The organism is Chitinophagales bacterium, from assembly GCA_016787225.1.
Taxonomy (GTDB): domain Bacteria; phylum Bacteroidota; class Bacteroidia; order Chitinophagales; family JADJOU01; genus CHPMRC01.
Map to the genome: position 1 here is coordinate 58,044 of JAEUUY010000018.1, position 12,765 is coordinate 70,808.

Sequence of the window (12,765 nt, forward strand, 5' to 3'; positions counted from 1 at the left end):
CCAAAGATTACTTAAGCTTTTAAAACACTTCCTCATTTTACCTAACAAAATGAGATTATTCTTTTAACAAAATTTCAAATTTGTAGTTATCTTTGTGATACAGGAATAATTGAGGAAAGAGATTCATTCTTCAACCTTAAAATTGTACGCATATAAAGTAATTATTGGAAACTCAAATTATCTTATACATGGAATTAGTAAGAAGTATCACTAAAATATTCACACTTAAAACTTATAATATGAAAAAATTTATTGCAATTATTATAGTCTTAACATTTGCCCATTACAGTATCAGAGGTCAAGGCTCTAGCAGCCTTATTGTGCCTACTAATAAGATTAGTACTTATTTAGATAGTTTCAACTATGGGGCTTTTTATTTGAAAGTACAAATAGTTCCTGACAGTTTCTTTTCGAGATCAAAATCAATTTATAAAATTGGAGTTTTTGATCAATTTAAACTCTCAAATCAAAGTCTCGATATTAATGACAATATTCACTATAAGTTTAAACAGTACTATAAAGGATTAGAAGTCTATCCTGTTCAACTGAATTTTCATACTTATGGTAATAAAATGTCTGTCAATGGAGATTTGGTAGAAGGACTAAATATTGATACCTCAAATAAAATAACGCGAAATCAGGCTATAATAAATGCCAAGTCACATTTTAATGGTGCAAAGTTTATTAATCCTAAATTATTAAACCTACCAAATTCAACTCCTGAGTTTAATGCCATACTCATGATTGTCCATACAGGTAAGAATGATTTTTTACTAAGCTCAGATTTTAGATTAGCATATATGGTGAATGTTGCTTTTGATAGTCCTGATTTCAAAGATTACAATGTGTATATAGATGCTGTAACTGGCACTTTGCTCTCTGTGGAGTCTAATATTAAAAGTCACAATGCTCAAACATGTACCCCATTATATGGAAATAAAACAATAAGGGTTCAGAAAGATAGCTTAATGTTTTCAAGACTTGGAGGAAAACCTGTACAATTTGATTCTTTTCACCCAATATCTCAAAATACTCAATTTTACCACCCATATAAACGGCCTAGATTTTATACTTTTGATACATTTAGAAATTACAATTTACTCTCTTATATAGGCGAGTATGGGTATGGGAACGGCTCTCAGGTAGAAAGCCTTAATCCTAATAATTCAGCTAATACCGTAGGATACGGAGACTCATTACATAATTTTATGTGTAATGATACCGTTACAGGATTTACCTATACAGCACAAAATTTGTGGATTTCGAATAATTTCCTAGAAATGCTTAATGCAAAGTATAATTATAGAATTCGTAGAACAATGCCTAGTAGACTAGTTTCTAGCTTTTCACCTCCAAATACTTTAACTTACACAACAGACTCCAATACTTTGAAAATTGTAACTTCTAACCATACTGCCCCTAGAAATAATGCATTTTGGCATGAATCTTCATTTAGTGTTGTGTTAGGATTGCATGATACTTTTTCAACTTACAGTTATCCTATGTATCGTTACAATAGGGCTAATTATGTAGCTCCCATAGATGTATTATGTCACGAATTGGGGCACATGATTATGCATGATGGGTCTAGATTAGTTTACAGTAAGGAATCGGGAGCACTTGATGAATCATTTGCTGACGTCATTGGATATCTCACAGAAAGGTATATGACACTGAAGTATAGCAATATGATACATGTACAAGATTGGACTATTGGTGAGGATATAGGTTTTAGAGGTACAAATAATAGGCATTTACCTTATATGCGAAGTATGGCAAATCCTGAACTAAAGGAACAACCATCTATTTATGGGGGACAATATTGGATTGAGACTAAGTGTTGTGATTCTTTATTTAATGATTATTGTGGTGTACATACTAATAGTGGTGTACATAATCATTGGTTTTATTTATTAGTTACAGGAGGTTCTAAAATCCACAGTGGACAAACATGGATGGTTAGACCTATTGGTATTGATACATTAGAAAGATTATTTTTTCAAACATTTAAGTTTAATCTGATACTCCGTTCGAAGTACAGAGATGCTAGAAACGCATATATGATTTCTGTAGATCAATTATATGGAGGAAATCCAAGTTTGAAAACTCGACTAGCCGCTGCTTGGGATGCGGTTAATGTTCGAGATGAACAGTTAATTAATTTTGATTACCACGTTAAGGACTTTGTTGTTGGAAGTTCTAAGCACCTTGTTTTAGATAATATTCAAAACTTTAAGTTTGGTAAAAACCTAATTGTTGATTCGAGTTATAGACTAACAATAAGAAACAATAGTTTACTTGAATTTTCTGAAAATAGTATTCTAGAAGTAAAATATTCAGGTAGCCTAAGTGTGATAAATTCAATTTTACAATCGGTTATTCATAGAGATTCCTGTGATCCAAATAAAATGTGGCAGGGAATTCGTGTATTTCCATATTTGCATTCACATTTGTTTTATGCTGGTACTTATGCGAACTACTATGATACCACTTTATTAGTGTCAAATAGTACCATCCAACATGCAAAACTGGCTATTCAATCAGGATATTATTACACTTCTGGCGATGCTCTAGGACAAAATGGAGCACCAGTTGAGTTAGTGGCTAACTCTCGGGAGGTATATGTTAATAATTCTCAGTTTATTAATAATGCGGCAGTTGTTAAATTCGCTACAACTTTTCAAGGAGGTAGAGGAATTTATTTTGACAACAATAACGTTAATCAAAATAATCAAAAATACATAATCCCAGACCAAAATTTGATAGACATACTATACTATCGCCCAGCCTCTCAAATGATTTCTTTAACCCTACCAGTCTATTATGAATGGGACGACAATTTTTCATTTAAAGGCAATAAAATTAAATCCCTTAAGGATAACAACCTGAATTTAACAGGACTTAGATTTAATATTGCAGGTAGTAATAATCTAAATCCTTACTTAGTTTCAAATAATGTTGATCTAAAGTATAATAAATTTTCTCAAGTAAGAACTGGAGCTAAAATTACTAATGTAGCAATGTCTAGTTTCATTAACGACACTTTTGAAAGTAATCTTTATAGTTTAAACGTATTTAATACCTCGTCAATTGTAGTTGATAGTAATACTTTTGACTATAGTACCATAGGTATACAATTAAACACAAATAGTAAAAATTTTGGAAATTCGAGTATTTCTAATTGTAATTTTGAAGCAACCGATGGAAACCAGAATAGTTCAAATACAATTGCTGCCAAAGCTATTTATGTAAGTGGAATGAAGAATGTAAATATCTTCCAAAATCGTATAGGTCATGGATATGTTAATTCTTGGGATAACATTTCAAGTTATACAGGTGTTCACCTAAATAAAACAGAAAATGTAAAGGTCTATGAAAATAATTTTTCAGTAAGTTTTCCTGGATATAATTCAGTACCAGCGGTAGCATTTTTTGCTGAGAATAATGCTACGAATCTAAATGCCTTTTCTAAAAATACAATAGATAACAGCTGGCACATAGGGGCATGGGTATGGGGCGAAAACCGCAACCTCCGTATGCGTTGTAATCAATTCGGCGCACCTGCCAATGCAGCTATTCTCGTACAAGGAAACTTGAGAGACCAAGGACTACCGGATGGAGTTAATGAGCCAGATGGATGCTTGATGGAACATTATCCAGCAGCGAATACCTTTGAATGGCTTACTTCTCATAGTTCTAATTGTGGTGTATCGCCCGAATCGGCTATCAAAGTGGATACCGCAAAATCTAATTTCAGATTCTATTACAATACCCAATCTAGAACAGGACCAACTATTGCTTCGCCTCAAACTCCTGACCCACTTTGTCGCACCAATACTTATGGCGATAAAGAGTACCTATACAATGCGTGTGTGTTTTCAACCGCTGGCGGAAAATTCGGACCAACGACTTGCGACAATGGCAATATTTTTAATATCGTCAAACCACCACATGAGGATGTACCTTGTGAGGAAGTGATGCCATATATCGATAGTTTCCAATGGCGTGTAGTGGACTTTAGAGGCAGTCTGACTGAATTACTAGGAGGCTACCATGATTTTGTCCACCTTGCAGATCGGCAGCGTGTATTCCATGGTCTCTTAAAAGAATCCAAAGATATACAAGTCTCTATTCGCCGTAAATGCCCCGATACCCTACCTATTCTCCGAGATTATTTAGAAGAATCTCCTTTCTGGGAAGATAGAGTAGAATTAGTCGAAGAAGTATTGAGAAATAGAGATTTTAATGCTTTTGCTATAGCAAAAGCTAAACTAGACTCTTTCCAGATAGAATCCATAGTCTATCAAGGACAGAATACCTTGACTAAACTATTGGAAGATAAAGGAGATTTGAAGTATATTTACAGTAAAGAAAAAGTGATGCTACAAGCAGAGTCTAATGGCGATACGAGTTTTCAATTATCCGAAAGCGATCTAGAGCAGTTGTTTACTATCCAGTCCAAACAGTCCTATGCAGGCGCAGTAGCAGAGCGTGTTTTAATTAAGTTACTCGACACCAACTTTATCCATCTACTCCCTAGTCTTCTTTCTAATGATACCGTGCCAGATATCAACTGGGAGCAATACTACAATGACTATCCTGTGATGATATTCCCGAATCCCACAGAGGGTCATATCCGTTTTGAGTTCAATGTGCCTACTCCTATTGAAACTGCTTCTATTCAGATAGTGAAGGTAAGCAATCCTTCGACCTATGTTTTAGTAGATGATTTCACAGAGAATTTCTTTAGTCGTGTATATGATTTGAGTGATAAAGCAAATGGTATCTACATTATGGCTATTAAAGTCAATGGAACTATTGTGACCGCAAAACAATTTCAAATATATAAGTGATAAATAAGTATATAATAATTTTAGTTTTTAATCTGTTGGGCAGTCTTTTGACTGCTCAGCAGATTACTTATACTTCTGTACCTAATATTAAAGATACTTTTGATTATTCAGAACATTCTTTCATTTTTCACAACCAAACATACCTACAAAGAAGCAGATTACCAGAATATATATTTTTTAGTAAATTGGACAATTTAGGTAATCCTGTCAAGAATTATGCATTTACTCCGAAGTTAGGATATATTAGGTTTGCCTTTTATACTACCCAAATAGGTTCAAAACTGTTTCAGTTTGGGGCAGAAGAAGATACAATTGATAGACGAGGAAGTGTTTTCATTTTAAATTCTGATTTTTCTATTTTTAAAGATAGTGTTTTTTTTGATTATCCTAATATGGAGTTCAATGTAGCTCGCTATGACCAGAAGCGCAATAAAGTTATAGCAACTTTTGCCTATTCCATTCACAAGGATAGTTTTTTGGTTAGACGATGGGGCATTATAGAATTAGATACTTTAGGAAATCTATTGCGAATAAAGGAGATACCTCCTTTATTTCGTTTTGAGTATGCGGATAATCTATTAGTAACTTCTGATGGAGGTTATCTAGTATCTGGAAAGATGAATGGAAGAACGACCAATATTGACCCATTTTTTATAAAACTGGACACCAATTTTAATGTAATTTGGAGAAATGATTTGACCTCAACTGGAGAGAAATTTTTTACCCAAGATTTTTCAGAAAACTTAGTCGAATTATCTAATGGTAAAGGTTATGTTTATGTAGGTAGTATGCATAGAAATATAGATACTGTGACCAGAAAATGTAGATATTTTGATCATTTTACTTCATTACATTTTATCTCTCTCTCTGGTCAGATTACAAAAAATTATTATCATAATTTAAATAATCAAAATTGTGAAACAAGTCGCCCTAAAGGTCTATTTCTAAAAAATGATAGTACACTCATGATTTTCACTCAACGAGATACTACTTCAGACGGCATAATCACAGGTAAAGATTCAGGCTCTTCCTTAGTAATTCATTACAATTTTAATCAGCATAAAGTGACTAAAGAAATCATAGGCGGACAGTTACTTAATGATAAAACGTCATGGATTTTACCGGGATATAACGGAATTTGTTATCGCAGGGATGTTAAAAGGGATGTAGATGGTGGATTTATTACCTCAGGCTGGGCGAACATAAATGATAATAGAGGGACGTCTGCTTACCTCATGAAAACAGATAGCTGTGGCTATACTCAAGACCATAAATGCAAGATAGTTTACAAAATAGATACCCAGTATGGAAATACCCTCAAAGTGCGCATTATTGATAGCCTCTCGGTGCTTTGTCAGCCTATATGGACAATTGAAGGTAAGCAGTACACGAGTTTGGAGATTACACATAATTTTTCAACTACAGGCATACATACTATTAAGCTCTGGGGCTTTGCAGGGAGCACCGTTGATAGTCTCAGTTTTCAAGTCAGAGTAGATAGTATGAATTCAGGAATAAAAGTTTTAAAAGAGAAAGAAATAAAAATATTTCCAAATCCAGTGAAAAGTTATTTGATCGTAGAAGGTAATCGAGTATTAGAAGGTAATGTAAAATTAAGTGATCTTTTAGGACAACAAATGTCTCCTAAAGTTGAATTAACTAGTAGTGGATATCGAATAGACATAAAGCATCTACCTAATGGTATTTACTTTATACATTTAACTGACAAGAGCGAGAATACTATTTTCAGTAAAAAAATTGTGATTGAGCATGAATAGTAACAGTCAGAGAACTTATCTTATTATTGTTTCAATTCTTTTGATTGCTTCTGTATTGTTAAATGCCTTACAGTTTCAAAAATTAAAAAATGTTTCAAATTTCTCGCACACCTTTAATTGTCAGAGCAGTAATAAACAACTAGAAATAGATAACCTAAAGTATGAACTAAGAAATTACAAAGCTTTGTATGAAGTAGCTAAAGAAACCTTTGAAAAAGACACCTGCTTTAATAAGCCATAACTAGTCTAAACCTTTGTATACTTTCTGAGCTAGTTCAATATGTTGGGATATTAGTAAACTATTTTCAATACAAAATTCAGGCTGATTAATTATATCAATTGGTTTTGCATTGTTTTCCTTGAGGTCGATAAACTTAATACTCTTGATTGAAGTCTTGGTCACAAGGATAATAAATGTATTAGGTGGGTAATTGTATGACTCCTCAATTTCCTTTCTAGATATAGTTCCATTTGCTCGGTACTTTACCTCAATAAAATGTATGGAGTCTGTTTTTGGTATGCGGATAATAAAATCAGGGTTATTACGAATATGAGATGTTTCATTAGGTTGTTTATTTTTCCTCATATAACTGAGCAATTGCGGAACGGTATGCTCAACTCCATAACGATAGACATCAATGCCTAGTGCAATGAATAATTGCTCTACTATATGTTCAGCAATTTTCCCTTTGATATAGTTGTATCTAAATTCAAGTTCTTTGGTGTTTAACCCTGTTTCCTTTTTCATACGAGTTATTTAACCCTCAAAAATACAAGTATTTTCATCAAGATTGAAAATACATAGTTTTCCAAAACCTAGCTCTTTTCTCACTTGATTCCCATTATCAATTCCTATCACATTATACCCCTTTTCAATTTGCTTGAGGATTTCAGTTTGCGACTCTGGTGTATGTCCATGAATGATTTTAGATTCTCCCAGCCAGCCTTCTACATACTTTTCTTGCCAGTTAGTAAGAGTGAGTAACGACTTGCTATCTTTTAGAGGCATATTTGCAGTCATATCAATTCCTGCATGAACAAAGTAATAATGCTCTGTTATATGAAAAAGTGGAAGTGATTTTAGAAATTCAATATATGGGTTAGGTATGTGAGTGACGTCCTTAACATTGAAGCTCTCAAGAGTTTTTTGACCGCCTAAACTAAGCCAAAAGTTTTTTGAATATTTGCCATCTAATGTATCAAGGAGTATTTGCTCATGATCCCCTCGAATACAGATTACTTTAAAACCATGTTTTTTGAGGAGAAAGATTGAATCAAGAACACCCTTGCTATCATGACCAAAATCTATCAAGTCTCCAAGAATCATGAGAGTATCGGTTTTAGTAAATTTTGCCTTTTTCAAGATGCTTTGAAATCTTGCATTGTTACCATGAATGTTTGAAATAACGAAAGTGCTCATGAAGGTTTAAATTGACTGCAAAGCTAATCTTGTTTTGCAAAATTATTCAGTTGATTATCAACATATATACATAAGTGGAAAACGTTCACAACATTAACGCGTATTTAGTATTTTTGTGTTATCTTAGCCTTAAAATTGACTATATGGAAAAGAAAAAAGTTGGTATTTGGATACGGGTTTCTACTATTGACCAAGCCAGAGGAGAAAGTCCAGAGCATCATGAGAAACGTGCCAAAATGTATGCCGAGATGAAAGAGTGGGATGTGGCAGAAGTATATCATTTGGAAGCGGTAAGTGGTAAATCAGTTTTGGAACACCCTGAAGCACGGCGTATGATATATGATATTAAGAGAGGTCATATCACAGGACTTATATTCTCAAAGATTGCGAGACTAGCTCGAAATACCAAAGAACTCATTGAAATGTCAGAACTCTTTAATGAGTATGGTGCTGATTTGGTCTCCCTTCAAGAGTCCATCGATACCTCCAGTCCATCGGGCAGGTTTTTCTATACCATGATTGCTGCTATGGCTCAGTGGGAGCGAGAGGAAATAGCTGATAGGGTTTTGGCTTCGATACCTATTCGAGCGCAACTTGGGAAGTCTCTAGGAGGGGTTGCTCCCTTTGGATATATGAAAGATGAAAAGGGTAAAATTGTTCTCTGTGATGCAGAAGCAGCAATTCGGAAACTCATGTTTGAACTTTTCTTAGAACATAAGAAAAACCAACGAGTTGCTAATATCCTCAATGAACGAGGATACCGCACCCGTAATGGAGCGAAATTCAAACATTCCACGGTTGACCGACTACTTCGTGACCCTATCGCTAAAGGCATCAGACGTATGAATTACACTAAAAGCCAAGGTAAGGGTAAAACATGGAAGGTAAAACCGCAGGAGGATTGGGTATTTCATGAAGTCCCTGCAATTGTCGATACCGAACTCTGGGATAAGGTAAATGGAATTTTAGAGGATTCAGATACCAAACGTGAACCGAGAAAGCGCAGTACAGTGCATTTGTTCTCTGGAATACTGAAATGTAGCTGTGGAGGGATGATGTATATGCGCTCACGATCCCCTCGCTATGTATGCCAAGATTGTAAGAACAAGATTTTACCTGATGATATTGAACAGGTGTACAAAGAAGAAATCAAAAACTTTGTATTCTCTGATGAGGAAATCAGAAAGCAGTTTGATAAAGATTTTCAAGAAGTAAAGGTAAAGGAGAATGAAATCAAAGGTCTCAGACAAAAGTCTGATGAAATTGGAAAGAAGATAGAAGGTATCCTTGACCTTTTTCATACTGGCGAGCTTAAAAAGGAGTCATTTAAATCCTATCATGACCCACTTGAATTACAACGCTCTCAGATTCACCAAAGAATCAACGAGGTGCAAATTGAATTAGATAGACTCCAAAACAGTGGTGCCTCCCTCGACTTCTTTATCCAAGATATGAGAAACCTCTCATCCTTTTGGGATATGATGTCACATGAAGAAAAGCATAAGACGATTCAAATGACTACTGCTGATATCATTGTTTCTAATGAAACACCTGATATCGAAATCAATATGAAGTACAATCCGCTTTCCTTTGAAAACGTATCAAATAGTGCACACAACCACAGGGGTTCATGCTCGCTACCAGCATAAAACTTGCTGGATAGGTCACAGAAAATTTTGCCCGTGAAATGGTCACTTGTCTGTCTTCCATCGGCTGTCGAAGGACTTCCAATACGGTGCGTTTAAATTCAGGCAATTCATCTAAAAATAGTACACCATTATGCGCCAAAGAAATTTCCCCTGGCTGTGGATGATTGCCTCCACCCACAAGGGCTACATCGCTTACGGTATGATGCGGATTGCGAAAAGGTCGTTCGAAAACGAGGGAATCTCCCCTATCCAGAAGTCCAGCTACCGAGTGAATTTTTGTAGTCTCTAAGGATTCGTGCAAATTCAATGGAGGTAAGATAGACGCCATGCGCTTGGCCAGCATGGTCTTACCAGCACCAGGTGGTCCGATAAGGATAAGATTATGTCCTCCTGCAGCAGCAATTTCCATAGCTCGTTTGATGTTTTCCTGACCTTTGACATCGGTGAAATCGTAGCGAATATTTTTCATATTCTCCTCAAACTCTGTTCTCGTATCCACGAAAACGGGATGAACTTCTTTTTTCTGCTCGATGATATCCACTACGTCTTGTAGAGTGTGTACTCCATAAACCTTGAGTTTATCTACGATTCCAGCTTCCCGTTCATTATGTTTTGGCAGGATAAATCCCTCATAGTTTTCTTTGCGAGCTTGGATAGCTATAGGCAAAGCCCCTCGTATAGGTTGTATAGAACCGTCCAATGACAGTTCGCCCATGATTATATACTTCGATACATCTATTTTATCTTCTATTTGTCCGCTCGCTATCAAGATTCCGATAGCTATAGGGAGATCATAGGCCGACCCTTCCTTGCGAATATCGGCAGGAGCTAGGTTGATAACTATTTTGTAGCGCGGCATTTTGAAACCCACATGCTTGAGTGACATTTCGATGCGCTGTAAACTTTCTTTCACTGCATTGTCTGGCAGACCAACCATATAGTATTTCGTGCTGGCTTTGTCTATACCAACTTCGATGGTAATCGTCACGGCATCTACCCCATAAACAGCACTTCCGAATGTTTTGATTAGCATTCTAATATTTTATTTAGTGGCTAAATTAAATCAAAAGTCTTAAGTTCAACTAAGAATGTTATACCAATAGCGGTTTTAAAATGGTCCAACCCATTTTAAAACCTTGCTATGGTAAATGCCGTAGCTGTATTTGTTTAGCGCATTGAGCCATGCGACATTGGACTATTGCTAATACGCTTACGGTATTAAATCAACCTTTACACAAATTGCCACTCCATAAGCAGTTCCCTTCTGAGGCAAGGCAGCTGATTCTTATACAGACTATACGTGCAAATTAGAAATGCTCGCATCAATTCTTTAATCTTTTTACAGCTTGTTTTACTATTCTAATAATAAATGTCACTTTAAAGTGTTAGGTGGAAAAACCTGACTAGGCAGGATTTTACCTCAAGAGATTCTGCAGACTGAAAATTATGCAATTTTTAATCGTGGCATTCGCTTGCTATCCAATTACACAATTTTCCTTTTCCAGATTTACACATAGCCTTCTTTTTACAGCCTGTTCCTTTTTCTTCTTCACAGCCTGAATAATCAATAGCAGCTGAAGATATCGACTTATGTGAACTCGCTTCATAAATCTGAAGAAAATTCTTTTGGATCTTATTTAGTGCCTCGGGTATCGAGACTCGATTATCAAGATACTGAGTTACTCTAACTTTCTGTATGTTATTTCCAAACAGGTCATAAAGAATATTTATCATATCGTCCACATCATTCCCACCTTCAATTTCCACTTGGGCTCCATTGGAAAACTGCAAAAGATTTTCACCATCAATATTCACATATCTCACAGAGCCAAGTGGCTTTTCATAATCATCTATAATCAACATATTGATGCCTTTATATGCATCTGAAATACAGATTTTGAGAACTGTCTCTATTTGGTCTAGTTTTACATAATTTTCTGTGGTTCTACTAAGGATTTCACTTTGAATTGATTTTAAGTTTAGATCATTGAAAAGTGTTTCCTGTAATTCTATTAAATTTACCATATTAAAATTTTTCTCAAAGTTAAGATAAATCAAAATACATTGTCAAAATCTTTTCGCTAATTAGAAACACAGCAACTTCTTTCAGTATTGCCAGCAGTTTCTAACTGACGAAATGTAGATTCATATCCAGCCTGCAAGCACAAAGCAGAAAAGGCTAGCAGAAATTTTTAGTAATTTTAAAGTTGGTTTCTAATTTTGTATTGTATCTTTCAAAATAAATGTCAGGTGGAAACACCTGACAAGGCGAGGAAGGTCGTTCGAAAACGAGTGAATCTCCCTTATCCAGAAGTCCAGCTACCGAGTGAATTTTTGTAGTCTCTAATGATTCGTGCAAATTCAATGGAGGTAGGATAGAGGCCAGACCTTGCTCACCGGAGCTATGTTAGCTCTCTTTTGTCAAAAGACGATTGTTTTCCTGACTTGTCCACTTTAGTGCGACAAGTTCAAATCAGCTAAAAATCTATCAACGATTTCTGTTGTTTTACCTTTAATGGTAACTTCTTTTTGGGTTATTGAATTTATCATTCTAGCATCAGCTATTTTTTTACATTCTGTTATAAACCTTTTGATTGATACCTTTGTTTTTAGTTCGATGTGCTTTGATAATACTAGTGCAATGAAACATATAATCATATGAAGTTTTATTGGTTCTTCTTTAAAGTGAAAGATAGGCCTTGTTTGTAAATCTGACTTAGCAATTTTAAATGCCTGCTCTATTTTGTACAATTCATGATATCGCTCTATGACTTCGTTACTTCTTAGTACATTTTCTTCTATATCGGTGTAATACCCTTTTAATCCAAGTAATTTTTCAGTTTTGTCTATTAAATTTTGGTTGATGATAAGTTGATCTTTATCTGCTTTCACAAACTTGACTTTTTTACTTTTTGAAGGTCGTTCAATAATGTCTTTAGCTTTGGCTAGTTGCTTCTCCATTTCATATTTATCCTTCCTGTATCTAGTCGAAGAATATGAGCAAACAAGGTACCCTTTATCTGTTTTGAGTCGAATAATTTTGCCATCTTCTCGAATGATAGTTT

General features: G+C 35.0%; 9 protein-coding genes. 4 read left to right on the forward strand and 5 right to left on the reverse strand.

Going from position 1 to position 12,765, the window contains the following annotated elements; genetic code table 11:
• Positions 1–239 precede the first annotated feature (239 nt).
• The 3 genes from JNL75_06095 to JNL75_06105 are packed head-to-tail and all read left to right on the forward strand — an operon-like array spanning position 240 to position 6,872.
• The gene (locus JNL75_06095; GenBank protein MBL7789390.1) at positions 240–4,853 is read left to right on the forward strand and encodes a M4 family metallopeptidase; all 4,614 of its coding nucleotides are present in this window, start codon (positions 240–242) and stop codon (positions 4,851–4,853) included.
• Entirely contained in the window at positions 4,850–6,631 is a 1,782-nt protein-coding gene (locus JNL75_06100) for a T9SS type A sorting domain-containing protein (protein ID MBL7789391.1), read from the forward strand. Before JNL75_06095 ends, JNL75_06100 begins: the two co-directional genes overlap by 4 nt.
• Complete coding sequence (locus JNL75_06105) at positions 6,624–6,872, forward strand: hypothetical protein (protein ID MBL7789392.1); 249 nt, start codon at positions 6,624–6,626, stop codon at positions 6,870–6,872. The genes JNL75_06100 and JNL75_06105 overlap by 8 nt, the downstream gene beginning before the upstream one ends.
• Here the strand turns inward: JNL75_06105 and JNL75_06110 are convergent, their stop codons facing one another.
• Positions 6,873–7,379, reverse strand: coding sequence for a hypothetical protein (locus JNL75_06110; GenBank protein ID MBL7789393.1), 507 nt, complete (start codon positions 7,377–7,379; stop codon positions 6,873–6,875).
• A 9-nt stretch (positions 7,380–7,388) separates the two neighbouring features.
• The gene (locus JNL75_06115) at positions 7,389–8,051 is read right to left on the reverse strand and encodes a serine/threonine protein phosphatase (protein MBL7789394.1); all 663 of its coding nucleotides are present in this window, start codon (positions 8,049–8,051) and stop codon (positions 7,389–7,391) included.
• Positions 8,052–8,194: 143 nt separating this feature from the next.
• Here JNL75_06115 and JNL75_06120 point away from each other — a divergent pair, with 143 nt between their 5' ends.
• Positions 8,195–9,700: a recombinase family protein gene (locus tag JNL75_06120; protein ID MBL7789395.1), complete on the forward strand. Its 1,506-nt coding sequence runs from the start codon at positions 8,195–8,197 to the stop codon at positions 9,698–9,700.
• Here JNL75_06120 and JNL75_06125 read toward each other — a convergent pair.
• The 3 genes from JNL75_06125 to JNL75_06135 all read right to left on the reverse strand — a co-directional run bounded on the left by JNL75_06125 (position 9,615) and on the right by JNL75_06135 (position 12,661).
• The gene (locus JNL75_06125; GenBank protein MBL7789396.1) at positions 9,615–10,733 is read right to left on the reverse strand and encodes a YifB family Mg chelatase-like AAA ATPase; all 1,119 of its coding nucleotides are present in this window, start codon (positions 10,731–10,733) and stop codon (positions 9,615–9,617) included. The two genes, JNL75_06120 and JNL75_06125, sit on opposite strands and share 86 nt — an antisense overlap.
• 422 nt (positions 10,734–11,155) lie before the next feature.
• Positions 11,156–11,725, reverse strand: coding sequence for a hypothetical protein (locus JNL75_06130; protein ID MBL7789397.1), 570 nt, complete (start codon positions 11,723–11,725; stop codon positions 11,156–11,158).
• Between the two features lie 429 nt (positions 11,726–12,154).
• Complete coding sequence (locus JNL75_06135; protein MBL7789398.1) at positions 12,155–12,661, reverse strand: hypothetical protein; 507 nt, start codon at positions 12,659–12,661, stop codon at positions 12,155–12,157.
• Positions 12,662–12,765: the final 104 nt, after the last annotated feature.